A 25,800-nucleotide genomic window follows, 5' to 3' on the forward strand; every position below is an offset into this window, starting at 1 on the left:
TGCGGTCTTGCAGATTTGTTGCTATGCAGCATCGCCACGGCGGGCTCAACGCACGTACGGGCTTTCCACGTTCTTGCGCCGTTCGCGCTCGCGCTGGTCGAAGAAGCGCAACGCCTTCTCCTCGGTCATCTGGAACTTCGGCGCCACGTGCGGCAGCAGCAGGCGGAGCCACGCATGGTCCACGCGTTGCGCCTCTTCCGGACAGCGCTCGGCGCGACCCGCCGGCAGGTCGCCGTCGGTGACGATGTACAGGTACTTGCCCGGGTCGCGACCGTAGATCAGGCACTGCAGGTTGAAGTAGCGCTGCTCGCCCAGCGCATGCTCGTCGGCATAGGCGTCGAGGTTGTATTGGCCCTGCGCGCGCTGCAGGAACCAGTGCGCGGCCATGCGCAGGTTCTCGGTGACCTGGCGCGGCGACTCGTCCACGCTGGCGAACTTCTGCATCAGCATCACCGCCAGTTGGTCCACCGCATCCTCTTCGCGGCCGGTGGTGGGCAGGTCGAGCAGGCGGATCAGCGCGTGGCCGGTTTCGTGCAGCAGGATGAAGCGCAGGTTGGCCAGCACGTACTGGTGCGGGAACTCCTCCTCCAGCGTGCCGGCCGCCTTCATCGCCTCGGCCTGCTTGGTGAGCACCTGGATGGTCTCGTAGCACAGCACCACCTCGTTGGTGGCGGGCGCGTAGAACGCATCCGGGCTCTTGCATTCGGCGGTCACGAACTTGATCGATGCGGGCAGCATGAACAGGCCGTCGATGGCCTTGATCTCGTGCAGCTTCTGCAGGAAGTTGCCCTCGCTGGCGGCCTGGTAGATCGGCTGCAGCGCCTCGGACTTGGGCGGCACGTACTCGTAGGTGAAGTTGGTGCCGGCCTCGGTCTTGGCCGACGCGCGCTGCAAGGCGGGATTCCCGCCGGCCCGGTCGAACGACGCCACGGTCACCGGCACGCGGGCCGTCACCACCGCGGGTGCGGGCGCGGGACGCATGCGGTCCCAGGTCGCATGCCCCAGCGCACCCGCGAGCACGCCGACGATGGCCGCGGTCAGGATGCCGATGTACTTGGGCCGCACGTGCCTTCTCCCCTGGCGGGACTGGTGCGTGGCGCTGCACGCGTTGCAGGAAACGATGCTGGAGCCTGCGACGTGAAGCAAGTGGCCCGGCGCCATCACCCCGGGCCTTGGCCCATGGCGTCAGTCCTGCAGGAAAGGATGCGTGCGCGCGCTGAACCGGCTCCACGAACCCCGCAAGGCCGCCAGTGTCGCCAGCGCCACCAAGGCGCACAGCAGGAACGCGACGGCACCCGGACTTCGTTCCGGATGGGGGCCGTACACGACCAGGCAGACCGTCGTCAGCAGCAGCGCCGCGCCCAGGAGCAGCAGCGGCCACCAGTGCATCAGGGGCTGCCCGGCCAGTGGCCGCAGGCAGGCCATGGCCGTGGTCAGCGCCAGCACCACCAGGCAGGAGACGAGCAGCAGCAGGCCGGTCGAAGGGAGGCCGACCAGCGCCGCGGCACCCAGCAGTACGCCGCCGATCAGCCCCCACGCACGCAAGGGAGCGTATGCAACGGCCCGCAACAGCAGGGCCCTACGGGCGTGGGCCGTGTCGCCCCAGCCGGGCAGCAACGCCAACTCGGCGAGCTCGCCCGCGCTGGCCCGCCGCATCTGTTCCAGTCGCCAGGCGTACATCGACACCATCACGATCACGCCGCCGCCCACACCACCAATGAGCCCCCCGACCATGCCGGACTGCACCAGCCTGGAGCCGTCGTCGGGGACGGCACCGAGCGCCATCACCAGGAACAGGCCCGCGATCAGCACGAGTTGCAGCCACCGCTGGCGGGCGTGCAGGGGCGCGAACGGGTTGCCCAGCCAGATGCGCATCGCGTGCGGGGGTTGTGCCGGGCCGGCCGTGGCCTTGCCCGACGGCCACAGCCATTCCGGCAGGTGCGCCCGCCACAGGTTGGGGTCCGCATCCACGCCCGTCATCCACAGCATGGGGCCGCGCTGGGCGGCGATCAGCGGGCGGCCCCACGGCGAGGCGTGGGCGGCCTTGCCGGCGGCAACCACCACCCGCCACCGCCAGATCGCCAGCAGGGACAGGCCCAGCAGCAGCCACGGCAGGTCGGCCCGCCCGGGGTGGAAGTCCAGGCTCGTCCAGAGCCCCGGACCAAACTGCGTGGTCAGCGCCTTCTTCAACAGCACCAGCACCAGCGGGGTGAAGCTGAGCGCGGTGTACGCGCCGACCGGCAACAGCGCCAACGACAGGCCCGACAGTGCTCCGACCAGCAGCACCTGCAGCGCGAAGCCCGGTGACGCGCCCAAGGCGGCCAGACCCAGGGCCGGCACCAGCACCGAGGCGAGCAGGGCGACCCCGAGCGCATGGGGCAGGTCCCGAACCAGCGCGGGCACGTGGGCCTCCCTCGCCTCGATATGGAGCAGGGCCAGCCGGGCGAACCAGAGTGCCCAAACGACGGCCGTCGCCATCCCGACGATGGCGACCAGCGCCACCAGGCCGCGTTCCGGCCGGCGGGCGATCTGGGAGAGCAGCACACCCAGCGCGGCGAGCAGTGCGTACAGCAGCATCGCCAGCCCGCGGCCGTGGCTACCGTGGCTGGCCTGCAGCAGGGCAAGGCCACGCATCCATGCACCGCCGCCCTGGCGGCCACTCGTTCCTTCGACAGGCGGCGCGTTCATCCCGCCACCTCGACGAACAGGTCTTCCAGCGAAAGACTTTCGCGTTGCACGCCCGGGGCGTGGACCAGCGACGGCCAGGGGGCGCCTTCCTCGCGCACCAGCACCACGCTGATGCCACCGTAGGGGTGCTGGCGACGAGCCACCTCGCCCGGCACCCGCCCGACCAGCTGGTCGGCGGCATGGCGCGGGACGTGCAGGCGCATGTGGCGCTCCTTCAGGCCGTCCAGTTCGCTGTGCAGCAGCACGCGGCCCTCGTGCATGAAGGCCACGTGCGAGGCGACGCGCTCCAGGTCGGAAACGATGTGGGTGGAGAACAGCACCGTGGTGCCGAACTCGCCGGCGCGCGTTGCGATCTCGCGCAGCAGGTCGCGGCGTGCGACGGGGTCGAGCGCGGCGGCGGGTTCGTCAAGCACCAGCAGCTCGGGGCGCATGGCCAGCGCACGCACGATCGCCACGCGCTGGCGTTCGCCCGGCGAGAGCTTGGCCAGCAGGCGGTTGCGCGGCAGTTGCCAGCGTTCAAGCGTGGTGTTGACGAAGTCGTGATCCCAGCGCGGATAGAAGCGGCCGACGAAATCGAGCATGTCGCCCACCTTCAGCCATGCCAGCGCCTCCGGTTGCTGCGGCACGTAGCCCAGTCGCGCCTTGCTGGCGTCGTCCAGCGCCAACGCGGACCGGCCCCAGACCCGCGCTTCGCCGGCATCGGGCTGGATCAGGCCCAGCAAGGCACGGATCAACGTGGACTTGCCGGCGCCATTGCGGCCGATCAGGCCCAGCACCGTGCCCGGCGCCAGCGTCAGCGTCAGCCGGTCCAGCACGTGACGCCCTTCGTACACCTTGAGCAGGCCGTCCGCGACCAAGGGCGGCGGGCCGCCGTCCCCCGCCCTGGCCTCGTCGTCGATGTCCCCTTGTCCCCGTCCCTGCAGCATCGCGTTCATTCGTGTTCCTCCTGCATCCGTTGCGAAAGGCGGGCGAGCACCTCGTCCGGCCCCAGTTCAAGTTCCCGTGCCTGCCGGGCCACCGCATCCAGCGCGGGGTCGAGCAGGGCCCAGCGGTGACCCGCGCCAGCCGCGTGCGGGGCACGTGCGGCGACCGCCATCCCCTTGCCGCGAAGGCGTTCCAACACGCCTTCGATCTCCAGCTGGCTGTAGGCCTTGGACACCGTCATCGGGTTGATGGCGTGGGCGGCGGCCACTTCGCGCACCGAGGGCAGCGTCGCACCGCGTGCGAGCTGGCCGCCCGCCACCATCCGCCGGATCTGCTCGGCAATCTGGCGGTAGATGGGCTCCGGCGAGGCCGGATGGATGTGCAGCAGCGTTGCGTCCATGTGTATTACTACAACAATACAGTTGACTGGAGTCAAGGGTCCTGTGCCCGTTCATCGTGGCCCGATTGGCGTTAGGCTGGTCGCCCGCCCTGGAAGGAACCGACCTGCATGAAAGCGCTGCTGCTTGCCACCGTGATTCCGCTGCTTGCCGCCTGCGCCCACGACCCCGGCACCACCGTCTCGGCGGCCGGCCTGTCCGGCGAAGGCGCCAACCCCGCGACTGCGGCAACGGATGCGGCGCTGGAGGCCGCGATTGCCGGCGCCTGGCGCGATCCGGCCAATGTGGCGCGCGACGCCTACCGCCATCCGGCGCAGACCCTGCGTTTCTTCGGCGTGACACCGTCCAGCCGGGTCATCGAAATCACGCCCGGCGGCGGCTGGTACACCGAGATCCTGGCCCCATACCTGCGCGAGCGTGGCCACCTGGTCGCGGCGCTGGCGGTGGCCGGCCCGGCGCAGTCCGAAGGCACGCGCAATTACCTGGCCAAGGGCAACGCCAACTTCCGCGCCAAGCTCGCGGCCGACCCGTCGCGTTACGACACGGTCGAAGTGCGCGAGTTCAGCGTGCCGCAGCCCACGCTGGGCGCGGACGGCAGCGCCGACGTGGTCCTGACCTTCCGCAACGTGCACAACTGGACCGGCTGGGGCAGCGACCAGGCGATGTTCGATGCGTTCTTCCGCGTGCTCAAGCCCGGCGGCGTGCTGGGCGTGGTCGACCATCGCGCCAGGCCCGGCACCTCGATCGAGGCGATGAAGAAATCGGGGTACCTGACCGAGGCCCACGTACTGGAACTGGCGCAGCGCGCCGGGTTCGTGCTGGAGGAACGCAGCGAGGTCAACGCCAACCCGCGCGACAGTGCAGACTACCCCAACGGCGTGTGGACGCTGCCGCCGAGCAACCGCCACGACCCGGAGGACGCGCAGATGTACCGCTCCATCGGCGAGAGCGACCGGATGACGTTGCGGTTCCGGAAATCCGCCCGCGACTGACGATCCGCCACGGCAGCGACCGCGCCGCGCGCGCGGCTGTCACCACCAGGCAGCCCGCGCTTTCCACCCCCATGCTCATCGCCTTCAACAAACCCTACGGCGTCCTATGCCAGTTCACCGACCGCAGCATGCCGCCACGCCCCACCCTGGCCGGCTTCGGCCTGCCAGCGGACGTGTACGCCGCCGGCCGCCTCGACCATGACAGCGAGGGCCTGCTGCTGCTCACCGACGACGGCGACCTGGCCCATCGCCTGACCGACCCGCGACACAAACAACCCAAGACCTACTGGGTGCAGGTGGAAGGCGACCCGGCCGAAGACGCGCTCGAGGCGCTGCGCCACGGGGTGACGCTCAACGACGGCCCGACCCGTCCCGCCGAGGTGCGCCGCATCGACGCACCGGCGCTGTGGCCGCGCGATCCACCGGTGCGCTTCCGCAAGACCGTCCCCGATGCCTGGCTGGAAATCACCATCGGCGAAGGACGCAACCGCCAGGTACGGCGCATGACCGCGGCGGTGGGCCTGCCCACGCTGCGGCTGGTGCGGGTGGCGATCGGTCCGTATCGGCTGGGTGAGCTCGCGCCCGGCACGTGGCACGCGGTGGAAACGGGGCGCTCAGCGCGTCCCGGGCGGCGCTGACGGCGCGATCGGCACCGAGTTGGCGCCCGCGCGGGTCAGCAGCAACACCGCGCCCAGCACCACCGCCGTGCCCAGCAGTTGCAGCGCGGTGATGCGTTCGCCCAGCAGCCAGCCGCCGAGGAACACCAGCGACACCGGCCCCAGCGCCGACAGCTGCGCGGCCGTGCCCGCCCCCAGCCGCGCCACCGCCCCCATGGTGAAGGTGACCGGCAGGAACGTGCACAGCACCGCGTTCACCAGCGCCAACCCGTACGCTTCGACGGGCCACGACAACAACCGCGCCGGTTCCCGCGCCAGCAGGTAATGCACCGCGGTGGCTGCGCTCGACACGGTCATCGCGTAGGCCACCAGCCGCAGCGAACCGATGCGCCGGATCAACTGCCCCGACATCGCCAGGTACAGCGCGTAGCTGAATGCTGCCGCGAGCACCAGCAGGCTGCCGCGCACCATGTGCGGGCCCTCCATGTGCAGGTTCTCGACAAACACCAGCGCCACGCCGGCGTAGCTGACCGCCATCGCGATCCATTCGCGGCGACTGACCCGGCGCCCGAACGCCAGCAGGCCGATCAGCACCACGAAGGTGGGGTTGAGGAACAGGATCAGCCGCTCCATCGACACCGGCACGTACTGCAGGCCCCAGAAATCCAGCAGGCTGGACAGGTAGTAGCCCAGCACGCCCAGCACCAGCACCTGCGCCCATTCGCGGCGGTTGAGCGGGGTGCGGTTGCCGCGCAGGTGCTCGCGCAGGCCCAGGCCGAGGAACAGCGGCAACGAGAGCGCCATGCGCAACGCCATCACGTCCAGCGCATCCAGCCCGTAGCGGAACTGGAACTTGGCGAGGATCGCCTTGGCCGAGAAAAGCACCGCACCGGTGGCCCCCAACAGGAGACCCACCCGTCGCGCCCGCGCCGGCGAAACGGCCAACGCGGTCACGGCCCCGCCACCGGGCATCGATGCAGCATGGGCACACTGGCGATGGTCATCGCGGGATCCTGAACCGGGGTCGCCTAGGATGCGGCCCAACCCGGTGCGTGGCCAGTCGCCAGGGGTCGGATACCGGTGCGATGGGGGGGCTGAACCAACGGCCTGCCACATGCGCCGACTTTTGTTAACGTGGCGCCTCTGGGTGCTAACCACTGATTGGCATTCCGCCGGTCGCTCACGTCCAGGGAAAGCATGGGCAACGCCATTCCGACCGCTCGCGTCCTCGTTGTCGATGACCAGCCGGCCAACCTGCGTGTGGTCAGCATGCTGCTGGCACGCCAGTCGTTCGAGGTCATCACCGCCGCAAGCGGCGAGGAGGCCCTGGACCGCTTCGAGGAAAAGCCACCGGACCTGGTGCTGCTGGACATGATGATGCCCGGCATGGACGGGTTCGAAGTGCTGTCCGGCCTGCGCGAACGCCGCCATCCCTTCGACGTGCCGGTGGTGTTCGTCACCGCCGCGCAGGACCGGGACCTGCTGTTGCGTGCGTTCGAAGCCGGCGCGGTGGATTACGTGACCAAGCCGTTCCTGCCCGAGGAACTGCTGGCGCGCGTCAATGCGCACGTCGGCCTCAAGTTGACCCGCGACCGGCTTGCACGCGTGGCACGCGAGCGCGAGGAGCTGGTCAACCTCGTCGCACATGATCTCAAGAACCCGTTGAGCAGCGTGCTGTTCGCCAGCGACATCCTGATGCAGGAAGGGGTCAAGCCTGAACGTGTGCCGCGCTACGTGCGGATGATCCACGAGAGCGCGCAGGACGCGCTGGGCTACATCCGGGAATACCTGGAAAGCCGCGCGCGCGGCGGGGTCAACCCGCACGCGGACGCCAGGGCCGACCTGGGCACCACGCTGGATTGGCTGATGCAGCGCTATGAAATGCAGTTGGAGGCGCGGGGGATCGCACCGACGGTGGTCCCGCCTGCGGAACCCGCGCAGGTGGCCATCGACGAACGCGTGCTGCGCCAGGTCTGCGAGAACCTCGTGACCAACGCGATGAAATACGCCGCCAACGCACCGCTGACCCTGGCAGCGCAGCGCGGCGCACCTGGCTTCTGGCGGCTGGTGGTGGCCGACCGCGGGCCGGGAATTCCCGCGTCCCGGCAGCGCGAGTTGTTCAAGCCTTTCACCCGGTTGCAGGCCGACCCCAAGGATACGATCTCCAGCGGGCTGGGCCTGTCGCTGGCCAAGCAGATCGTCGAATCCGCCGGCGGCCAACTCTGGCACGAGGCGCGGACCCGGGGCGGATCACGCTTCGTGATCGAACTGCCGGAAGCGGCGCCATGATCTGGCCGACGACACCCCGACGGACCTGATACCTGCCTGATCCTGGTCGGCGAACGCCGGTACGGCCGCATTCGATGCCGGCCTGGGCGCAGCGGCGGACAGGCCCTTCGCGGCGATCAGTTACGCTTGGTCACTGCCACCGTCATCGCGACTGCGCGCCGTGCTGCGCTGCTTGCGGGCACTCTTCTTCGCTTCGACACGGCGCGCGGTGCCCTCGATCGGCGCGTTGGCCTCGGCCTCGCGCGCCTTGCGGCGGGCGGCGTACCAGAGCAGACCGACACCGGCGACGGTGGCCACGGCAACGAACGGGTGACGGCGCACCATCGTGGTCGCCACGCGCGCACCGCCCTTCAGCGCGCCGAGCTTGGCGCCGGTCTGCAGCCACTTGTCCGCGGCAGGCAGCGCGTGCTTGAGGCCATCGCCCACGGCGTTGGCCAGGCCCAGGGCACGGTCGGGGAGGGTATGCAGGGCGTTCACGAGGGTGTTCTCCAAGGTTGAACCATGGGGGGCAGTCTCGCGGGGGCGCTGTTGCGGCGGCGTGAGCGCAGCGCCGATACGGCATTGGTTCAGGTGCCACGCGGCTTGGCGCGGTGGGTGGCGGTGGCGGTCCACGGGTCGTCGGGCCACGGGTGCTTGGGGTAGCGACCCTTCATTTCCTTTTTCACCTCGGGATAGGTGCGTTCCCAGAAGCCTTTCAGGTCCTGGGTGACCTGCAATGGGCGGCCGCCAGGTGAGAGCAGGTGCAGGGTGACGGGGACGCGACCGTCGGCCACGCGCGGGGTGTCGGCCAGGCCGAACAGCTCCTGCAGCTTCACCGCCAGCACCGGCGGCTGCGGCCCACCGACGGTGCGGCCGTCGGCATCGGTCAGTGCGTCGTCCCACGCGTACTCGATGCGGCGCTCCATGCCGGAGGGCACGGTGATGCGCGTGGGTGCAAGTGCGTCGATGCGTTGGCGCAGCGCCCACGGCAACGCGCTCTTCAGCGCTTCGCCGAACGCCTGCTCGTCGAGTGCATCGAGGCGGGTTTTGCCGCTCAACGCGGACTTGAGCCAGTCGTCGAGCGTGGCCAGCAACGCGGCGTCGGACAGGTCGGGCAACGCTGCTTCACCTTCGGCCAGTTCCGCGCACCATGCACGCAGGCAGCGCACGCGGGCGCGCCACTGACGCAGGCCCTCGGTCCACGGCAGCGCGTCCAGGCCGAGCTGGCGCACTGCGTCGACCAGCGCATCGGCGTAGCGCGCCGGGTCAGGTCTGGCCAGCGGTCTGGACGACAGCACGATGCGGTCGAAGCGGCTCTCGCGCACCGCGGCGATGCCGCGCACGGCCGCGTCCCACACCACGCGGTCCTCGGTGGCAAAGCGGCTGGGAAAGTCGCGGCGCAGCACTGCTTCGTCCGGTGGCGCGGCACGCAGGATGCGGGCGTCACGCGCCTCATCGCGCAGCTCGGTGATCACCAGCCACGGTTCGCCGTACAGCGCACTGTCATCGAACAGCTTCGCGCTGCGGCCGTTGGCGAGCTGGTAGCGGTACGGGTCGCCCGGGTGCTGGCGCGCGATGCGGTCGGGAAAGGCGTGCAGCAACAGGTCGCCGAGCGCGTGCGCGGGGTGGTCGGTGCGTGGCGGCGCGTCCACGCGCAGGCGACGGCGCCACTGGCGCGTGGCCTGGTCGAGTGCGGCCAGCGCCGAGCGCGAGACATTGCCGGCGACGCGACCATTGCGGAATGCGGCCAACGCCTGCCAACGATCGGCCAGTGCGTCGGAGCGAGGGACGCCCGGGCCGGTGCGCAGCGGGTCGCGTGCTTCGAGCAACGCGGCGAGGTCGCAGGCGAGCGAGCGCGCTTCGGCATCGCGGGGCGCCAGCAGCATCGCGGCCAGGCGTGGGTGGGTGCCGAGTGCCAGCATGCGACGGCCGACCGACGTAATCGCGGGGAGCGCGGCAAGGGGCTTGGCGGTGGTGGCGCTGCCATGGGTCGGGCCGATCGCCGGGGCGGCGTCGCGCGGTGACGCCGTCGATGCGCCGCCCGCCGCCAGTGCGCCAAGGCGTTGCAACAACTCGCAGGCGGCGGCCATCGCGCCGCTGGGCGGCGCATCGACGAACCGCAACTGCGTGCTGCCCCATGCGGCCAGCTCCAGCGCTAGGCCGGCCAGTTCCACCTGCGCGATTTCCGGCCGGCGCTGCGGCTCCAGCCGCTGCGACTCCGGCCAAAGGCGGTAGGCCCAACCTTCGGCGACGCGTCCGGCGCGGCCCGCGCGCTGGTCGGCCGAGGCCTGCGCGATGGTGACCACATCCAGCCGTGGGAAACCGCTATTGGGATCGTAGCGCGGCTCGCGCGCGAGACCGCTGTCGATCACCACGCGCACGCCGGGCAGGGTCACGCTGGACTCGGCGACGTTGGTGGCCAGCACCACGCGGCGATGGCCCTCGGGGTCGGGCTGCAGCACGCGCGACTGCTGCTCGACCGGCAACTCGCCGTGCAGCGCCAGCACATCCACCCCACGCAATGCGTCACTGCTGGCAAGCGCCGCGTCCACGCGCGATATCTCGCGCTGGCCCGGCAGGAACACCAGCACGTCGCCCGGATGCTGTGACACCGCGTGCTCGATGGCGCGGCGCGTCTGGTGCTCCAGCGCCTCCTCGCGACGCGCCGGGAAATGCGCAACCGACACCGGGAAGCTACGGCCGGCGCTGCCCAGCCGCGGCGCATCGAGGAACTGCGCCAGGCGCTCGCCATCCAGCGTGGCCGACATCACCACGATGCGCAGGTCCTCGCGCAGGCCGGCCTGCACGTCCAGCGCCAGCGCCAGGCCGAGGTCGGCGCTGAGGTGGCGTTCGTGGAATTCGTCGAACAGCAACGCGCCCACGCCTTCCAGCATTGGGTCGTCCTGCAGCATGCGGGTGAGGATGCCTTCGGTGACCACTTCGATCCGCGTGTTGGCGCCGACCTTGTTCTCGAAGCGGATGCGGTAGCCCACGGTTTCGCCGGGTTGTTCACCGCGCTGCCGCGCCATGAAGGTGGCGGCGGCGCGTGCGGCGACGCGGCGCGGTTCCAGCATCACGATCTTGCGGCCTTGCAGCCAGGGCGCATCGAGTAGCGCTGGTGGCACCTGGGTGGTCTTGCCGGCGCCGGGCGGGGCTTCAAGGACGAGACGCGGGTGCGTGGCAAGGCTGTCGCGGATCTGCGGGAGCAGTGCGTCGATGGGGAAGACGAGAGGGTTCATCGCTGCCAAGGATACGGGGACTTGGCAGCTTCAAAGCTGTTTGGGGACGGGTTGGTCGCGCGCCGACCGAAGACACGCCGCCAAAGCCCAGAAACCCGCCGTCGACTAAAATCCCCCTATGAACTTGATCGACATCGGCGCCAACCTCACCCACGACTCCTTCGACCACGACCGCGACGCCGTGCTGCAACGCGCCCGCGACGCTGGCGTTGGGCAGATGGTCATCACCGGCGCCAGCCGCGAGCATTCGCCGCAGGCGTTGGCGCTGGCGCAAGCGCACCCCGGTGAATTGTTCGCCACCGCCGGCGTGCACCCGCACCACGCCATCGAATACACCGCCGAGTGCGACGCGGAAATGCGCGCACTGCACACGCATCCGGAGGTGGTCGCGGTCGGTGAGTGCGGCCTCGACTACTTCCGCGACTTCTCGCCGCGCCCGGCGCAACGCCGCGCCTTCGAACTGCAGTTGCAGATCGGCGTGGACACCGGCAAGCCGCTGTTCCTGCACCAGCGCGACGCGCATGCCGACTTCATGGCAATGATGAAGAACTTCAACGGCCGCATCGGCCCGGCGGTGGTGCACTGTTTCACCGGCACGCGCGAGGAGCTGTTCGACTACCTCGACCAGGACTGGTACGTGGGCATCACCGGCTGGCTGTGCGACGAACGCCGCGGCCTGCACCTGCGCGAGCTGGTCAGGCACATTCCCGCCAACCGGCTGATGATCGAGACCGACGCGCCGTACCTGCTGCCGCGCACCGTGCGCCCGCAGCCCAGCCATCGCCGCAACGAGCCGATGTACCTGGCGCACATCGTCGAGGAGCTCGCACGTGACCGCGGCGAGGATGTCGCCACGACCGCGGCCAACAGCACGTCCGCGGCGCGCGCGTTCTTCCGTCTGCCTCCGCGCTGATGCTGTCGGCGACTGGCTCGGGCGGCGGTTGAAGCGCCAGGCGCACGCCTGACCGCGCGACGACACCACGGTACGGGCCGGGGTGTCAACGTATCGGCGTGTCCAGCCGCGCGAGGTAATGGGCGTCATGCCGCGATGGCGCCGCAGGCAGCACCACCACCTCGACACGTTCGATGCCCACGCGCTGGCAGGCACGTCCGACCTCGCTCATCAGCCGCGCCCGTGCGTCGTAGACCTGGCTGAAGTTGTACAGGCCCAGCACCTCGCCCACCTCGCGCTGGGTGGGCAACGCGCGCGCCTGGCAATCAAACGCCAGCCGCACGGCCCCGATCGGCGCCACATCGGTCACCGGCGGTTCGGCAGCGAATCCGGTGCCCGTAGCTGCCAACAGCGCAGCGGTGACACACCCACGCTGCATGGAGCGAAATGAAATGGCCATGGCGATGCTCCCTCGCGACGGACACGCGACCCGCACGGTGTGCAGGCGCGCCGTCATGCCGAAGCATTACGGTTTCACGCGCGGCGATGACGAAGTGCCGTCGCCCCGACGCCACCCGCCGACGAACGGCGCGCATTCCTCTGCATTGCCTCGCGCCTCAGCTGCGCAGCCCCACCCCGCGCTTGAGCAGCCACAGGCCGAACGCCGCCAGCGCGGCCGCGAACGCCAGCATCAGTGCATACGCCACCCACAGCGGCACGTCGCTCACGCCCAGCAGGCCGTAGCGGAACGCATTGACCATGTAGAAGATCGGGTTGAGGTGGGTCGCCGCCTCGGCCCAACCCGGCAGCAGCTTCACCGAATAGAACACGCCGCCCAGATAGGTCAGTGGGGTCAGGATGAACGTCGGCACGATGGCGATGTCGTCGAACTTCTTGGCGTACACCGCATTGACGAAGCCGGCCAGCGAGAAGATCGTCGCGCCCAGCAGCACGGTGGTGAACGTCACCAGCGGATGCGGGATCCGCACCTTGGTGAACAGCATGGCGATCAACAACACGATCACCCCGACCATCAACCCGCGCAGCACCGCTCCCGCCACGTAGCCGGTGAGGATCACCCAGTTGGGCATCGGGCTGACCAGCAGCTCCTCCACGTGGTGGCCGAACTTCGCGCCGAAGAACGAGCTGCTGATGTTGCCGTAGCTGTTCTGGATCACGCTCATCATCACCAGTCCGGGGACGATGAAGTCCATGTACGTGATTCCGTCCATCTCGCCCACGCGCGAGCCGATCAGCTGGCCGAAGATCATGAAGTACAGCGTCATGGTGATCGCCGGCGGAATCAGCGTCTGCGTCCAGATCCGCAGGATCCGCATCACTTCGCGGCGGGTGATCGTGCCCAGCGCGACCAGGTTGGGGTTGCTCATGCCGCCGCCCCCTCACGCGCGGTCATCCGCACGAACAGTTCTTCCAGCCTGTTGCTCTTGGTGCGCATCGAGCGCACCCGGATGCCGGCGGCGTCCAGCGCGGCGAATACCCGGTTGAGGTCCATCTCCCGCGGCATGTCCAGCTCCAGCGTGTGCGCGTCGGCGGCGACCAGGGTGGCGCCCTCGATGGCCGGCAGCGCTGCCGGCAGCGCGCCCTCGACGTCGAACAGGAAGCCTTCCACGTCGAGCTTGGCCAGCAGCGACTTCATCGGCCCGCTTTCCACGATGGTGCCGTGGTCGATGATGGCAAGGTTGCGGCACAGGCTCTCCGCTTCCTCCAGGTAATGCGTGGTGAGGATGATCGTGACGCCGGCGGCGTTGATCTCCTTCAGCGTCTTCCACATGCCGCGGCGGATCTCGATGTCCACGCCGGCGGTGGGTTCGTCCAGGATCAGCAGCTTCGGCTGGGTCATCATGGCGCGGGCGATCATCAGCCGCCGCTTCATGCCGCCGGACAGCGTGCGGCTCATCTTGTCCGCCTTGTCCCACAGCTGCGCGTCCTTCAGCACCTGCTCGGCGCGCACCAGCGCCTGCGCGCGCGGCACGCCGTAGAACCCCGCGTAGTTCACGCAGATGTCCAGCGGCTTCTCGAACATGTTGAAGTTGAATTCCTGCGGCACCAGCCCGATCAGGCGCATCGCGGCGCTGCGGTCTGCGTCGATGTCCACCCCGAACACCTCCACCGTGCCACCACTCTTGTTGACCAGCGAGCTGACGATGCCGATCAGGGTGCTCTTGCCGGCGCCGTTGGGGCCCAGCAGGGCGTGGAAATCGCCGGGCGCCACGTCCAGGCTCACGCCTTTCAGCGCCTGCACGCCGTTGTCGTAGGTCTTGCGCAGGTCACGCACGCGCAGCGCGGGCGCGGGAATCTCATGCATGCGGGCTCCGAACCGCCGCGCAGCGCGGCTTCCAGGGTCGAATAACGGGACGCTCCAGTATAGGTGACTGGGCCGGCCCTGCCCCGGCACCGGCGTTGCGGTAGGCGAACGGTCCGTCCCGCCAGCGGCATAACGTGATGATCATCACCTTCTACTGTCAGGGTGCTTGACTCAGGTCAAACCGTTTTCCTTGCGTTCAGGCGTAGTTTCAGATTGCGGCCATCGCCGCGTCGTCAGCTTCTGCCATCCAGGCCAACAACAGGCGCCCCGGCGCCTCGTCGAGGAGTTTGGGCATGCGCAAGCGCACCATCGATTTGTCCCTGTCCGTCATCGCCAGCGTCGCGGCACTGCTGCTGTCGTGGCCGTATTTCCGCGATTTCGAATATTTCGCCGAGTCCCGGCTGGCGTGGATCGTGTATTTCGTCGGTGGCTTCCTGCTGGCGGTGTACGTGTTCTACGTCTTCCTCCAGGCCACGCATACGCTGTTCGAGCATGATGCGCTGGAGCACGCGGAGGCCGCGAAGAACAGCGACCGCACCGGCAGCGGGGGGACGCAACCATGACCTGCACGCCAGGCCAGCCCTGCGAAGAAGGGCGCAAGCGCCGCACCGCCATGATGGCGCTGGGGATGATGGCGGCCATCTTCATCACCCTGTCGGTGGTGTCATTCACCGCTTCCCGCGGGCAGGTCACGCCAGCCACCGTGAACTACCGCGCCCACGATGCCGTGCAGGGCAAGCGCGTCTTCCAGGCCTACAACTGCATGGGTTGCCACACCCTGCTGGGCAACGGCGCCTACCTCGGCCCGGACCTGACCCGGGTGTATGCGCAGGCCGGGCCGGCCTGGCTGGAGGCGTTCCTGCCCTCCGCCGGCGGCTGGCCGACCGGACCGGCCGTGCAGGTACAGCTGCAGAAGGCCGATGTCGCCGCCGATGCCGGCGCCAGCGGGCTCGACGACTACCTGAAGCGCTATGCCGGCGCCGCCGAACGCGTGCAGCGCCGCGGCGGACAGGTGTCGCACATGCCCAACCTGCCGTTGACCGCCGAACAGGTCGGTCAGCTGATCGCGTTCCTGAAGTACGCCTCGGCGATGAACACCGAAGGCTGGCCGCCAAAGCCGAAGGTGGACGGTCTGGCGTCGCCGCTGGCCTGGCGGGCCCCGGCCGACACCGCGGTGGCAACCGCAGCCACGGCAGCAGCGGCGGCTCCCGCCAGCGACGACCCGGTCGCCGCCGGCGCACAGCTGGTGAAGGAGTTCGCCTGCGCCTCATGCCACGCGCTGGACAGCAGCAAGGTGGTCGGTCCCGGCTGGGGCGGGCTGGCGGGATCGCAGGTGGCGTTGGCGGACGGCAGCAAGGCCGTCGCGGATGACGCCTACCTCGCGGAATCCATCCGCGCACCGGACGCCAAGCTGGTGGCCGGGTACGCCGCGGGCACCATGCCGTCCTACGCCACCTTGCTCAACGAAGGCCAGGTCAGCGCCATGGTCGCCTACATCCGCAGCCTGCCGGGAGAAGGACAATGATCCGGATCCAGTACCAGACCCAGCGCCTGAGCATGCGTTTCTTCATGCTCATGCTCGCGCTGTTTTTCGTCCAGGTCGGTTTCGGCCTGCTGCTTGCCCTGCAACATTACGATCCGGCGCTGCTGGCCGGGACGCTCAATTTCAACATTGCCCGCGCCGAGCACCTGAACCTCGGCATCCTGTGGATCCTGTCGGGCTTCATCGGCACGATCCTGTTCGTGGGGCCGCTGCTGTCCAAGCGCGAGTTGTACGCGCCATGGCTGGTCAAGTTCCTGTTCTATGCGCTGGTGGTGGTCACCGCCTGGAACGTGTTCGCCCAGTCGTTCGCGGCCAAGGGCATTTCCGGCTGGTGGATGGGGCAGCCCTGGCTGCAGGAAGGCCTGGAGTACCTGGAAGCCGGTCGTGGTGCCGACGTTGTGATCCTGATCGGCTTCTCGATCCTGGCCTTCGTGGTGCTCAAGACCTTCCCGCCACGCAAGGAATGGAACGAGATCCACTGGGGGCTGGCGATCGGCGTGGTCGCGCTGACCGTGGTGTGGACGTTCGGCATGTTCTTCATCGAGCGCCAGGACGTCAGCGAGTACTTCCGCTGGTACGTCGTCCATTACTGGGTGGAGGGCGTGTGGGAAGTCATCCACATCACCCTGGTCGGCTTCCTGCTGGTGCTGCTGTTCGAGGCCAACATCAAGAGCGTGGGCTATGCGGTGTTCTGGGGGGTGTCGCTGATCTGGCTGTCGGGCCTGATCGGCAACGCACACCATTATTTCTGGATCGGGACACCGGAGTTCTGGCAGTTCTGGGGTTCGTTGTTCAGCGCACTGGAACCGCTGCCGCTGATCTTCTGTTTCTGGCACATCTACCTGGACGCGCACCACGACCGCAAGCCGCTGAAGAATGCCCCGGCGTTCTATTTCATCCTCGGCTCGGTGGTGCTGGAACAGGTGGGCGCCGGCATCCTCGGCTTCACCATGACCTTCGCCCTCACCAATGTGTGGTCGCACGGCACCTGGATCACCCCGGCGCACGGCCATCTGGCGCTGTTCGGCACCTTCGGCATGCTCGGCATCGCCGCCGCCTATTACGCCGTGCCGGCGATGCGCGGGATCACGACCTACGACCAGCGGCTGGGCAAGCTCGGGTTCTGGCTGCTGTTCACCGGCATGCTGGGGATCGGGTTTGCCTTCGCCATGGGCGGCACGGCACAGGTCTTCATCAACCGCACGCTGGCGCTGGACTGGTTCGGTGGCGACCTGTATCCCGCGATCCTGTTCTACAAGGGCCTGGTCCTGGTGTTTGGCCTGGTCTTCACCACGGGAACCTGCATCGTCGCCTACGACCTGATCACCCTGGGGTTGCGAGGCCGGTCGACGACGAACGCTCCCGCCCATGATGATGCCGACGCCGGCCATGCGGTCACGCGCTGGGGCCGCTACCTGACCGGTTTCGAAGCCGGCACGTGGCTGCTTGGCATGTGGGTCTTCGGCGCGGTCATCACCCTCGGCCTGCTCAGCTTCAACCTGCCGAGCGTGCAGGCCGGCAATCCGACCCTGCCCTACACCCTGGCGTGGATCGGTTATCCGGGACTGCTGCTGATCACGCTGCTGTTCGTGTGGCGATTCCTGGCCTCGCTGGAGGCGCGGGCGCTGGACCCCGCCAACACCGCCGCCCGCCCGCGCGTGGATCTCCCCCAGGTGGGCACGGCCTGAAAACGCGTTCGCCATGCCGCAGCTTTCCCGCTTGCGGCATGGCGAGCACGCGCCGTCGCGCATGATCCCGGTACCATAGGCATTCCGTGGCACACGCAGCGCCACGCCATTGCCCGGCGCCGTGGCCACCGCCCATTTCCCGCTCAAGCTCGTTTCCCACCGCATGCTGGCACCGGCAGTGGGCCATTACGTGTTCCAGCGCGACGACGGCCAGCCGCTGGATTTCATCCCCGGCCAGTTCATCCAGGTGCACTTCGAGTACGCCGACGGCACGCCGGCCAAGCGCAGCTACTCGCTGGCCACCATCCACGACCACACGCTTGACCCGGGCGAAGCGGTGGAGATCGCGGTCAGCTACGTGCACGGTGGCTCGGCCACGGCGCTGTTCCAGGACCTGCCCGTCGGCGGCACCCTCTCTGTCAGCGGACCGTACGGCCGTTTCTGCCTGATGCCCGCCGACAGCAACCGCCGCTACCTGCTGATCGCCACCGGCACCGGCGTCACCCCCTACCGTTCGATGCTGCCGCAGCTGGAGACGCTGATGCGCCAGCGCGGTGTGGAAGTAGTGCTGCTGCTGGGTGCGCGCACGCCGGCCGAGCTGCTGTACGGCGACGAGTTCCGCGCCTTCGCCAACACCCATCCGGGCTTCCGCTTCGTGCCGTGCTTCTCGCGCGAAATGCCGGCCGAAGGCTCGGCGCATGCCCATCCCGACGTGCGTCAAGGTTACGTGCAGGACGCCCTGCCCGAGTTCGCCCCGCAGGCGGCCACCGACATCGCCTACCTGTGCGGCAACCCGAACATGGTCGATGCGTGTTTCGAGGCGTTGAAGGGCTTTGGCCTGGGCGTGCCGCAGATCCGCCGCGAGAAGTACGTCAGCAGCAAGTAGGTCGCTGCCAAGGGCCCAAGCCGCCCTGTAAAGGACGCTTGACACCACCACAAGCGATGGCATACCGTCTGTAAAGGAAACTTTACAGGAACTGTGCCGCATGTCCGTTTCCCCATCGTGGATCAACGCCGGCTATCGGCGGCACCCGGCTGCCCTGGCCAAGATCGTGGCCGCGAGGCGGTACCGGTGACGGGGCCGGTACACCGCTACTGGACGGGCCTGAGCCCTGCCCTGCGACGCTACTACCGCGCCTCCATGCTGCCGGGCGTGCTGTTCCTCGCCCTGACCTTCGCGCACGAAGGGGCCGCGCGGCATCCGGGCCTCACCCCAGTGGCGCGCACCGCCTTCGCCCTCGCGCCCGTGCTCGCCTTGGCCTGGCTGTTCGTCGCCTACCTGCGCTTCCTGCGCGAATGCGACGAACTGGAACGGCGCATCGAGCTCGACGCGCTGGCCTGGGCCGCCGGCATCACCCTGCACGGTGTGCTGGCCTGCCTGTTCCTGCTCGATGCGCGCGTCCTGGCCTGGCCGGCACCGCGCGCGATGGCGGTGCTCGGTGTGCTGCTGCTGGGCAGTTACGCCGTGATCCGTTCCCTGCTGCACCGCCGCTACCAATGAACAACCACCTGCGCGAACTGCGCGACCAGCGCGGCTGGTCGCAGGGCGAACTGGCCGAACGCCTCGACGTCTCGCGGCAGACGATCAACGCGCTGGAAACCGGCAGGTACGACCCGTCGCTACCTCTGGCGTTCCGCATTGCCCGCCTGTTCGAGCGCCGCATCGAAGACATCTTCCTTCCCGATTCCGACTGAGCCGTCCGGCTCGCCAACCGCATCACCGAAAGCGCAAGGAGACGCAGCTGCCCATGTTCCGCCACCCTTTACCGGCTACCGGCGCCACCCCCCTACCTGACTTTTCTCACGTTCGGAACCACGAGGTCGCCTGCGATGCTCGGTCGCTGTCCGCAGCCAACGGGAACGCCATGAACGCACGACTGACCGGGACCGCGCTGGGCGCGGCCCTGCTGCTGGCCGCCTGCCAGCCCACCGGCGACACGGCGCCAACGGCCGCCACCGCCGACACCGCCGTCCACCACCTGGGCCAGGTCACCCTGCAGCCCTGCGTGCTGGGTGGCGACAATGGCCTGCCCACGGTGGAAGCACAGTGCGGCCAGTTCGAGGTCGCCGAGAATCCCGCCCAGCCGCAGGGCCGCCGGATCAAGCTCAACCTCGCGCGGCTGCCGGCCACCGGCAAGGGCGACGCGCAGCCCGATCCGGTGTTCTTCCTCGCCGGTGGACCGGGCCAGGCGGCCACGCGGCTGGCGCCGGTGGTGAACGCCGCCCTGCGCGAGGTGCGCAAGCAGCGCGACCTGATCCTCGTCGACCAGCGAGGCACCGGCGATTCCAACCCGTTGGACTGCAAGGACGCCAAGGGCGCGCCGCTGGAACTGGACGCCACCCGTACCCCGACCGATGCGGAGCTGGCCGGGTTCGCCCGCCAGTGCCTGGCCTCGCTCGCGGGGCGCGCCGATCCGCGCTTCTACACCACCACCCACGCCATCGCCGACCTCGAGGCGCTGCGTGCGGCGATGGGCGTGGACAAGATCAACCTCGTCGGCGGCTCCTACGGCACCCGGGTGGCGCAGCAGTACGCCATGCGCCATCCCGCACACACCCGTACCGTGGTGATCGACGGCGTGGCACCCAACCGGCTGGTCGTCGGCGGCGAGTTCGCGCGCACCCTGGAACGCGCGCTGCAACTGCAGCAGGCGCAATGCGCCAAGCTGCCGCAATGCCAGCAACGCCTGGGCGGCGATCTGGTCGCGCGGCTCAAGGCGCTCAAGGACAAGCTCAACGCCGCACCGGTCGAGGTCGCCTACCGCGACCCCACCACCAACGAACCCAGGCGCGACACGCTGTCCGGGGACCTGGTCGCTGGCCTGGCACAGGGCGTGTCATACATGCCGCAGGTCGCGGCGATGCTGCCGCTGGTGGTGAGCGAGGCCGAACAGGGCCGCTACGAATCGTTGATGGCCATCGCCCGGATCTGGTCCGGGCAGGTCGGCGGGCAAATGAACCGAGGCATGCAGTGGTCAGTGGTATGCGCCGAGGATGCACCGCGCTACCGGGCCGATCCGGCCGACGACGCCACCGTGTTCGGCGGCGGCATGGGCAAGCTGTTCTTCGCGGCCTGCGCGACCTGGACCAAGGGCGAGGTGCCGGCCGACTTCCACGCACCGTTCAAGTCGTCGCTGCCGACCCTGTTGCTGTCCGGCGAACTGGACCCGGTCACCCCGCCGGCGTATGCCGACGAAGTGGCCAAGGGCCTGGGCAACGCCCGCCACCTGGTGTTGCGTGGCCAGGCGCACGGCACGATGGGCACCGGCTGCATGCCCAAGCTGCTGAGCCAGTTCATCGAGAGCGCCGACCCCAAGGCGCTGGACACCCAGTGCCTCGACAGCCTGACCTACACCCCGCCGTTCACCAGCTTCAACGGCTGGGAACCCTGAGCGCGCAAGGACCGATTCCATGATCATCGCAAACGATCTGCACAAGGCGTTCAAGACCAAGACCGGCACGGTGCAGGCGGTCGAGGGCGTCTCCTTCCAGGCCCACGACGGCCAGATCACCGGCCTGCTCGGCCCCAACGGCGCCGGCAAGACCACCACCCTGCGCATGCTGTACACGCTGATGGCGCCCGACCGCGGCAACGTCACCGTCGACGGCATCGACGCGGCCAAGGATCCGGCCGCGGTGCGCCGCGCGCTGGGCGTGCTGCCCGATGCGCGCGGCGTGTACAAGCGCCTGACCGCGCGCGAGAACATCGCCTACTTCGGCGAACTGCACGGCATGTCCACCGCCGACATCGTCCGCCGCACCGACGTGCTGGCCCAGGCGCTGGACATGGGCGACATCCTCGACCGCCAGACCGAAGGCTTCTCGCAGGGCCAGCGCACCAAGACCGCCATCGCCCGCGCGCTGGTGCATGACCCGCGCAACGTGATCCTCGACGAGCCGACCAACGGCCTGGACGTGATGACCACCCGCGCCATGCGCGGTTTCCTGCAACAGCTGCGGGCCGAAGGCCGCTGCGTGATCTTCTCCAGCCACATCATGCAGGAGGTGGCGGCGCTGTGTGACCGCATCGTCATCATCGCCAAGGGCCGCGTGGTCGCCGCCGGCACCGCCGACGAGCTGCGTGCACAGACCGGCGAGAACAACCTGGAAGACGCCTTCGTCAAGGCCATCGGCTCGGAGGAGGGCCTGCACGCATGAAGACCCCGCTTTCGAAGACCGCGTTCTTCCAATCGATGTTCGCGGTGATGCGCAAGGAACTGCGCGAGGTCATGCGCGACCGCCGCACGATGATGATGGTGCTGGTACTGACCCCGCTGCTTACCCCGATCCTGTTCATGGGCATCGGCAAGTTGGGCGAGAACCGCGCCAAGACCGAGCTCGACAAGGTGCTGGAGGTGCCGGTGGTCGGCATCGAGCGCGCCCCCAACCTGGTCGCGTACCTGGCCACCCGCGGGATCAAGGCAGTGGCCGCGCCCAAGGACCTGGACGGCGCGATCGCCCGCCAGGAAGTCGACGTGGCGCTGGAGTTGGACAAGGATTTCGCCCAGCATTGGCGCGAGGGCCGCGCCGCCTCCATCGACATCGTCGCCGACACCACGAGCCGGGCCACCGAAGTCCCGATGGCCCGGGTCAGGAACGCGCTCGAAGGCTACCGTGACCAGATGGGCACGTTGCGCCTGATGGCCCGCGGCATCGACCCCGGCGTGGTGCGCCCGCTGAGCGTGGGCGTGCGCGACATGGCGTCGGCGGCGGCCAAGCGCGGGCAGCTGGCTGCGCTGATGCTGCCGTACCTGCTGATCCTGTCGTCGTTCCTCGGTGGCGTGTACCTGATCCTGGACGCCACGGCCGGCGAGCGCGAGCGCCAGTCGCTGGAACCGCTGCTGGCCACCCCGGCCCCGCGCAACGCCGTGGTCAGTGGCAAGATCGCCGCCGCGTGCGCGCTGGGCATGACCTCGCTGCTGCTGATGCTGTTGACGTTCAAGGCGCTGGCGATGCTGGCACCGGGCGCCGGCATGGTCATCGACGTCAGCACCCGCACCATCGTCATGCTGTTGCTGGTGCTGCTGCCGATGGTCTTCATCGGCACCTCGCTGCTGACCTACCTGGCCGCGAGCGCGAAGAGCATGAAGGAAGCCCAGAGCCACATGACCTGGCTGATGCTGCTGCCGATGATCCCGTCGATCGCGCTGATGGTGAACCCGATCAAGCAGCAGCTGTGGCAGTACGTGGTGCCGTTCCTCGCGCAGAACCAGATGATCCTCAAGATCGCGCGTGGCGAGGTGATCCAGCCGCAGATCTGGGGCCTGTACCTGGCCGCGAGCTTCGGCCTCGCCGGCGTGCTGTGGCTCGCCGCCGTGCGCCGCTACCAGCAGGAGCGGTTGGCGATTTCGGGCTGAGTCCCGAGCTCCGGCGTGGCAAAGAAGAAGCCCGGCATCGCCGGGCTTCTTTGTTTACGCTTTCGACGCCTTGGCTTACTGCCCCGGATCGAACCCGATCGTGCGGCGCGTGGTCACCGGCGCCGCGACCGGCTGGAAGCGCCACTTGCGCACGGCGTTGACCGCTTCGCGGTCGAAGATGCGCGGCGGATTGGCGCGCACCACGCGTGCGGCGGTCACGGTGCCGTCGGTGCCCACGGTGAATTCCACCTGCACCTCGCCCGACTGGCCCGAGCGCAGCGCTTCCGGCGGGAAGCGCGGTGCCGGCGTGGACAGGGCACGCAGTTCGCTGCTCGCCGACGACGCGGCGGACGACGTGGCCGCGGCCTGCTGCGCGGCACGCTGCTGGGCGGCGCGCTGTTCGGCTTCGCGCTGCTCGCTGGCGCGCTGTTCGGCGGCACGCTGGTCGGCTTCACGCTTCTGCGCGGCCTCACGATCGGCGACCTGCTGCGTGGCCAGCTTCTTCGCCGCGTCTTCCTGCTGCTTCTTCTGGTCGGCCAGGCGCTGCTTTTCCAGCTCGGCCTGCTTCCTGGCCTGTTCTTCGGCGGTCAGTGCCTGCTGTTCGGTGCGCTTGGCGGCCTCCGCCTGCCGGGCGGTGATGCTCTCCTTCAGGCGAGTGAGCGCGGGATGGCTGGCATCCGCCTTCTCCAGCAGGGCCGCCAGGCGCTGGGCCTCGGCGAAGTCCTCGCGGTTCACGCTCTGCTCGATCGCGATCACGGTCATCGGCAACAGGTCGACCAGCGCGCTGGACACCGCGGCATCGCCGGGCAGCTTGTCGCGCAGCGCCAGGTAGTACTCCACGGCATTGTCCTCGGCCGGGGCATACAGGCGGTTCTCGGTATAGGCCTTGCTCGCCGCCTCGCGGAGCGCGTCCACGCTCATGGCCGAGACCTTGGAGGAGACAGCCGTCTGCGGTGTTACCGCCGCGGCGGCCTGTTCGGCGGCAGGCGCGGCGGCGGGCGCCTCTTCCTTCTTGCCGCATGCCGCCAGCGCCAGGGCCAAGCCCAGGACCAGGACGGTTCGATCGATGGACGGCCAGCGGCGCACGGGCCGGGCCAGTGTGTTGTCGGTCATTGCGGAAACTCTCCCCAGAAGTACGCAGTTGGAAGCGTACGCGTACTAGGACGCTCTAGCAGAGGATATTTGTCAAGCGCCACCGCGCTCGTCCACCACCGTCAGCCAACACATGTTTTGCGACATGCGTCACGATTTCGTGAGTGACCCGGGGCCGTGGGCGGCCAGGTTATTTGCCGATGCAGAAGCTGGAGAAGATGTGCCCCAACAGGTCGTCCGCCCGCACCCGCCCGGTGATCTCGCCCAGCGCCTCATGCGCCAGGCGCAACGCCTCGGCGGCCAGGTCCAGCATTTCGTGTTCCAGCTGCAGGCGCGCTTCGGCCAGTTCATGCCGGGCCCGCTGCAGCGCCTCCACGTGGCGCGCGCGCGCGGTGAAGGTGCCCTCGGCACCGTCCGCGGCGTGGCCCAGCGCCAGCGCGCGCAGCCGCGCGTGCAGGTCGTCCAGGCCGGTTCCGGTCCGGGCGGAAACCCGAACCGTGGCATTGGCCTGCGCGTGCGGTTCGTCCAGCAGGTCGGCCTTGTTATGCACCCACAGCACCTCCGGCACGCCCGCCAAGGCGTCCTCGACCACAGCGCGCCCGGCATCCGGGTCACGCGCATCGACCACCACGATGGCCAGGTCGGCGCGCCCCAGTTCCGCCCGCGCCCGGCGCATGCCCTCCTGCTCGACGGCGTCGCCGCCCTCGCGCAGGCCCGCGGTATCCACCAGGCCCAGTTCCACGCCGTCCACGCGCACCACCTCGTGCAGCAGGTCGCGGGTGGTGCCGGCGATGTCGGTCACGATCGCCCGTTCGGCGCCGGCCAGCGCATTGAGCAGCGAACTCTTGCCGGCGTTGGGCGGGCCGACGATCACCGCGTGCAGGCCGTCGCGCAGCCGACGACCGCGTTCCGTGGTCCGCAGCAGGGCATCCAGGTCCAGCGCCAGCGCCGCCAGCTGCGCACGCAGCGCCGCGCCACCCAGGGTGTCGATGGGTTCGTCGGCGAAATCGATCGCCGCTTCCACGTGCACGCGGGTGCGCAGCAGGCCATCGGCGAGTGCCTCGACCCGGCGCGAAAACTCGCCGTCCAGCGCACGCCGCGCGGCGCGCGCCGCGGTCAGGTCGGCCGCGGCGATCAGGTCGGCCACCGCCTCGGCCTGCGCGAGGTCCAGACGGCCTTCGAGAAACGCGCGCTCGCTGAACTCACCCGGTCGCGCGCGACGCGCGCCCAGCGCGCAGCAACGCGCCACCAGCGCCTCCAGCACCGCGGGACTGCCGTGGGCCTGCAGTTCGACCACGTCCTCACCGGTGTAGCTGGCCGGCGCGGCGAAGTACAGCGCGATGCCGTCATCCAGCGTGGCGCCATCGGCGTCGCGGAAGCGCACGTGGTGTGCATGGCGCACGCGCAGGGCACGGCCGCTGATGGCCTCGGCGATGGCGCGCGCGCGCGGGCCCGACAGGCGCACGATGCCCACGCCGCCGGCCCCTGGCGCGGTGGCAACGGCGGCGATCGTGTCGCGGATGTCAGCGGCAGTGTTCATTGGGGAATCGTCGCATTTTTGACGGGCCGGACGGAGGGGAGTGCGGCCATGCATTGCTCCGTCCCTCCATCGCGGCATCCTGCCGCGAGTCGGGCCGCGCGCCATCCATGGCGCGCTTCTGCGCAACGCACGGCCACACTCCCCTCCTTGCCCAACCTTGAGGTGTGTTGCAGGAAAGCCGGCGCTCGACATTGTCGGACGTCCAAAAACAAAGCCCGCCAAGCGGCGGGCTTCAT

25 protein-coding genes are annotated in these 25,800 nt (G+C 69.2%); 13 read left to right on the top strand and 12 right to left on the bottom strand.

Annotation, left to right across the window (positions count from 1 at the left end):
• Positions 1-45: 45 nt before the first annotated feature.
• The 4 genes from IP93_RS02820 to IP93_RS02835 form a co-directional block, all read right to left on the bottom strand.
• On the bottom strand, positions 46-1,065 hold the full coding sequence (locus IP93_RS02820; RefSeq protein ID WP_158636254.1) for a DUF4344 domain-containing metallopeptidase: 1,020 nt from the start codon (positions 1,063-1,065) through the stop codon (positions 46-48).
• Between the two features lie 120 nt (positions 1,066-1,185).
• Complete coding sequence (locus tag IP93_RS02825) at positions 1,186-2,688, bottom strand: hypothetical protein (protein ID WP_144811738.1); 1,503 nt, start codon at positions 2,686-2,688, stop codon at positions 1,186-1,188.
• On the bottom strand, positions 2,685-3,623 hold the full coding sequence (locus tag IP93_RS02830) for an ABC transporter ATP-binding protein (RefSeq protein WP_242006711.1): 939 nt from the start codon (positions 3,621-3,623) through the stop codon (positions 2,685-2,687). Before IP93_RS02830 ends, IP93_RS02825 begins: the two co-directional genes overlap by 4 nt.
• A complete protein-coding gene (locus IP93_RS02835) occupies positions 3,620-4,012 on the bottom strand; it encodes a GntR family transcriptional regulator (RefSeq protein WP_144811740.1) in 393 nt (130 codons plus the stop codon). Before IP93_RS02835 ends, IP93_RS02830 begins: the two co-directional genes overlap by 4 nt.
• Before the next feature lie 108 nt (positions 4,013-4,120).
• Here IP93_RS02835 and IP93_RS02840 point away from each other — a divergent pair, with 108 nt between their 5' ends.
• Complete coding sequence (locus tag IP93_RS02840; protein WP_144811743.1) at positions 4,121-5,002, top strand: class I SAM-dependent methyltransferase; 882 nt, start codon at positions 4,121-4,123, stop codon at positions 5,000-5,002.
• 71 nt (positions 5,003-5,073) lie between these two features.
• A complete protein-coding gene (locus tag IP93_RS02845; RefSeq protein WP_144811744.1) occupies positions 5,074-5,640 on the top strand; it encodes a pseudouridine synthase in 567 nt (188 codons plus the stop codon).
• Here IP93_RS02845 and IP93_RS02850 read toward each other — a convergent pair.
• On the bottom strand, positions 5,617-6,573 hold the full coding sequence (locus IP93_RS02850; protein ID WP_199747070.1) for a DMT family transporter: 957 nt from the start codon (positions 6,571-6,573) through the stop codon (positions 5,617-5,619). The two genes, IP93_RS02845 and IP93_RS02850, sit on opposite strands and share 24 nt — an antisense overlap.
• 243 nt (positions 6,574-6,816) lie before the next feature.
• Here IP93_RS02850 and IP93_RS02855 point away from each other — a divergent pair, with 243 nt between their 5' ends.
• Positions 6,817-7,908, top strand: coding sequence for a hybrid sensor histidine kinase/response regulator (locus IP93_RS02855; protein WP_144811749.1), 1,092 nt, complete (start codon positions 6,817-6,819; stop codon positions 7,906-7,908).
• 120 nt (positions 7,909-8,028) lie between these two features.
• On the opposite strand, the gene IP93_RS02860 is transcribed toward IP93_RS02855, so the two are convergent.
• Together IP93_RS02860 and hrpB are read right to left on the bottom strand one after the other, a co-directional pair.
• The gene (locus IP93_RS02860; RefSeq protein WP_144811752.1) at positions 8,029-8,385 is read right to left on the bottom strand and encodes a hypothetical protein; all 357 of its coding nucleotides are present in this window, start codon (positions 8,383-8,385) and stop codon (positions 8,029-8,031) included.
• A gap of 89 nt (positions 8,386-8,474) precedes the next feature.
• Positions 8,475-11,126, bottom strand: coding sequence for an ATP-dependent helicase HrpB (gene hrpB, locus IP93_RS02865; RefSeq protein ID WP_144811754.1), 2,652 nt, complete (start codon positions 11,124-11,126; stop codon positions 8,475-8,477).
• Between the two features lie 118 nt (positions 11,127-11,244).
• On the opposite strand from hrpB, the gene IP93_RS02870 reads away from it, so the two are divergent.
• Complete coding sequence (locus IP93_RS02870) at positions 11,245-12,039, top strand: TatD family hydrolase (RefSeq protein WP_144811756.1); 795 nt, start codon at positions 11,245-11,247, stop codon at positions 12,037-12,039.
• Between the two features lie 85 nt (positions 12,040-12,124).
• On the opposite strand, the gene IP93_RS02875 is transcribed toward IP93_RS02870, so the two are convergent.
• From IP93_RS02875 to IP93_RS02885, 3 genes are all read right to left on the bottom strand, one after another.
• The gene (locus IP93_RS02875; protein WP_144811758.1) at positions 12,125-12,478 is read right to left on the bottom strand and encodes a hypothetical protein; all 354 of its coding nucleotides are present in this window, start codon (positions 12,476-12,478) and stop codon (positions 12,125-12,127) included.
• Between the two features lie 157 nt (positions 12,479-12,635).
• Positions 12,636-13,406 (bottom strand): ABC transporter permease, encoded by a 771-nt coding sequence (locus IP93_RS02880; RefSeq protein WP_144811761.1) that lies wholly within the window; start codon positions 13,404-13,406, stop codon positions 12,636-12,638.
• Entirely contained in the window at positions 13,403-14,344 is a 942-nt protein-coding gene (locus IP93_RS02885) for an ABC transporter ATP-binding protein (RefSeq protein WP_144811763.1), read from the bottom strand. Before IP93_RS02885 ends, IP93_RS02880 begins: the two co-directional genes overlap by 4 nt.
• 293 nt (positions 14,345-14,637) lie before the next feature.
• On the opposite strand from IP93_RS02885, the gene IP93_RS02890 reads away from it, so the two are divergent.
• The 9 genes from IP93_RS02890 to IP93_RS02930 all read left to right on the top strand — a co-directional run bounded on the left by IP93_RS02890 (position 14,638) and on the right by IP93_RS02930 (position 22,932).
• A complete protein-coding gene (locus tag IP93_RS02890; protein ID WP_199747072.1) occupies positions 14,638-14,907 on the top strand; it encodes a hypothetical protein in 270 nt (89 codons plus the stop codon).
• Positions 14,904-15,869 carry a c-type cytochrome gene (locus IP93_RS02895; RefSeq protein WP_144811766.1) on the top strand — a complete coding sequence of 322 codons (966 nt, stop codon included), beginning with the start codon at positions 14,904-14,906 and terminating at the stop codon, positions 15,867-15,869. Before IP93_RS02890 ends, IP93_RS02895 begins: the two co-directional genes overlap by 4 nt.
• Entirely contained in the window at positions 15,866-17,575 is a 1,710-nt protein-coding gene (locus IP93_RS02900; protein ID WP_242006712.1) for a cbb3-type cytochrome c oxidase subunit I, read from the top strand. The genes IP93_RS02895 and IP93_RS02900 overlap by 4 nt, the downstream gene beginning before the upstream one ends.
• A gap of 121 nt (positions 17,576-17,696) precedes the next feature.
• Positions 17,697-18,461 (top strand): ferredoxin--NADP reductase, encoded by a 765-nt coding sequence (locus IP93_RS02905; protein ID WP_277874009.1) that lies wholly within the window; start codon positions 17,697-17,699, stop codon positions 18,459-18,461.
• A 186-nt stretch (positions 18,462-18,647) separates the two neighbouring features.
• A complete protein-coding gene (locus IP93_RS02910) occupies positions 18,648-19,076 on the top strand; it encodes a hypothetical protein (protein ID WP_144811769.1) in 429 nt (142 codons plus the stop codon).
• Positions 19,073-19,270: a helix-turn-helix transcriptional regulator gene (locus tag IP93_RS02915; RefSeq protein ID WP_144811772.1), complete on the top strand. Its 198-nt coding sequence runs from the start codon at positions 19,073-19,075 to the stop codon at positions 19,268-19,270. Before IP93_RS02910 ends, IP93_RS02915 begins: the two co-directional genes overlap by 4 nt.
• A gap of 170 nt (positions 19,271-19,440) precedes the next feature.
• A complete protein-coding gene (locus IP93_RS02920) occupies positions 19,441-20,967 on the top strand; it encodes an alpha/beta hydrolase (protein WP_144811773.1) in 1,527 nt (508 codons plus the stop codon).
• A 19-nt stretch (positions 20,968-20,986) separates the two neighbouring features.
• On the top strand, positions 20,987-21,733 hold the full coding sequence (locus IP93_RS02925; RefSeq protein WP_144811776.1) for an ABC transporter ATP-binding protein: 747 nt from the start codon (positions 20,987-20,989) through the stop codon (positions 21,731-21,733).
• A complete protein-coding gene (locus IP93_RS02930; protein ID WP_144811778.1) occupies positions 21,730-22,932 on the top strand; it encodes an ABC transporter permease in 1,203 nt (400 codons plus the stop codon). Before IP93_RS02925 ends, IP93_RS02930 begins: the two co-directional genes overlap by 4 nt.
• 75 nt (positions 22,933-23,007) lie before the next feature.
• On the opposite strand, the gene IP93_RS02935 is transcribed toward IP93_RS02930, so the two are convergent.
• Together IP93_RS02935 and mnmE are read right to left on the bottom strand one after the other, a co-directional pair.
• On the bottom strand, positions 23,008-24,045 hold the full coding sequence (locus IP93_RS02935; RefSeq protein ID WP_144811781.1) for an energy transducer TonB: 1,038 nt from the start codon (positions 24,043-24,045) through the stop codon (positions 23,008-23,010).
• 169 nt (positions 24,046-24,214) lie between these two features.
• A complete protein-coding gene (gene mnmE, locus IP93_RS02940; RefSeq protein ID WP_144811784.1) occupies positions 24,215-25,564 on the bottom strand; it encodes a tRNA uridine-5-carboxymethylaminomethyl(34) synthesis GTPase MnmE in 1,350 nt (449 codons plus the stop codon).
• Positions 25,565-25,800: the final 236 nt, after the last annotated feature.

Origin of the sequence: Aerolutibacter ruishenii (assembly GCF_007830115.1) — a bacterium.
Taxonomy (GTDB): domain Bacteria; phylum Pseudomonadota; class Gammaproteobacteria; order Xanthomonadales; family Xanthomonadaceae; genus Aerolutibacter; species Aerolutibacter ruishenii.

Bases quoted from the DNA above. Each gene is read 5' to 3' on its own strand.
- IP93_RS02825 (WP_144811738.1), bottom strand. From the start codon at position 2,688: ATGAACGCGCCGCCTGTCGAAGGAACGAGTGGCCGCCAGGGCGGCGGT.
- IP93_RS02830 (WP_242006711.1), bottom strand. From the start codon at position 3,623: ATGAACGCGATGCTGCAGGGACGGGGACAAGGGGACATCGACGACGAG.
- IP93_RS02835 (WP_144811740.1), bottom strand. From the start codon at position 4,012: ATGGACGCAACGCTGCTGCACATCCATCCGGCCTCGCCGGAGCCCATC.
- IP93_RS02840 (WP_144811743.1), top strand. From the start codon at position 4,121: ATGAAAGCGCTGCTGCTTGCCACCGTGATTCCGCTGCTTGCCGCCTGC.
- IP93_RS02845 (WP_144811744.1), top strand. From the start codon at position 5,074: ATGCTCATCGCCTTCAACAAACCCTACGGCGTCCTATGCCAGTTCACC.
- IP93_RS02855 (WP_144811749.1), top strand. From the start codon at position 6,817: ATGGGCAACGCCATTCCGACCGCTCGCGTCCTCGTTGTCGATGACCAG.
- hrpB (WP_144811754.1), bottom strand. From the start codon at position 11,126: ATGAACCCTCTCGTCTTCCCCATCGACGCACTGCTCCCGCAGATCCGC.
- IP93_RS02870 (WP_144811756.1), top strand. From the start codon at position 11,245: ATGAACTTGATCGACATCGGCGCCAACCTCACCCACGACTCCTTCGAC.
- IP93_RS02875 (WP_144811758.1), bottom strand. From the start codon at position 12,478: ATGGCCATTTCATTTCGCTCCATGCAGCGTGGGTGTGTCACCGCTGCG.
- IP93_RS02880 (WP_144811761.1), bottom strand. From the start codon at position 13,406: ATGAGCAACCCCAACCTGGTCGCGCTGGGCACGATCACCCGCCGCGAA.
- IP93_RS02885 (WP_144811763.1), bottom strand. From the start codon at position 14,344: ATGCATGAGATTCCCGCGCCCGCGCTGCGCGTGCGTGACCTGCGCAAG.
- IP93_RS02890 (WP_199747072.1), top strand. From the start codon at position 14,638: ATGCGCAAGCGCACCATCGATTTGTCCCTGTCCGTCATCGCCAGCGTC.
- IP93_RS02895 (WP_144811766.1), top strand. From the start codon at position 14,904: ATGACCTGCACGCCAGGCCAGCCCTGCGAAGAAGGGCGCAAGCGCCGC.
- IP93_RS02900 (WP_242006712.1), top strand. From the start codon at position 15,866: ATGATCCGGATCCAGTACCAGACCCAGCGCCTGAGCATGCGTTTCTTC.
- IP93_RS02915 (WP_144811772.1), top strand. From the start codon at position 19,073: ATGAACAACCACCTGCGCGAACTGCGCGACCAGCGCGGCTGGTCGCAG.
- IP93_RS02920 (WP_144811773.1), top strand. From the start codon at position 19,441: ATGAACGCACGACTGACCGGGACCGCGCTGGGCGCGGCCCTGCTGCTG.
- IP93_RS02925 (WP_144811776.1), top strand. From the start codon at position 20,987: ATGATCATCGCAAACGATCTGCACAAGGCGTTCAAGACCAAGACCGGC.
- IP93_RS02930 (WP_144811778.1), top strand. From the start codon at position 21,730: ATGAAGACCCCGCTTTCGAAGACCGCGTTCTTCCAATCGATGTTCGCG.
- IP93_RS02935 (WP_144811781.1), bottom strand. From the start codon at position 24,045: ATGACCGACAACACACTGGCCCGGCCCGTGCGCCGCTGGCCGTCCATC.
- mnmE (WP_144811784.1), bottom strand. From the start codon at position 25,564: ATGAACACTGCCGCTGACATCCGCGACACGATCGCCGCCGTTGCCACC.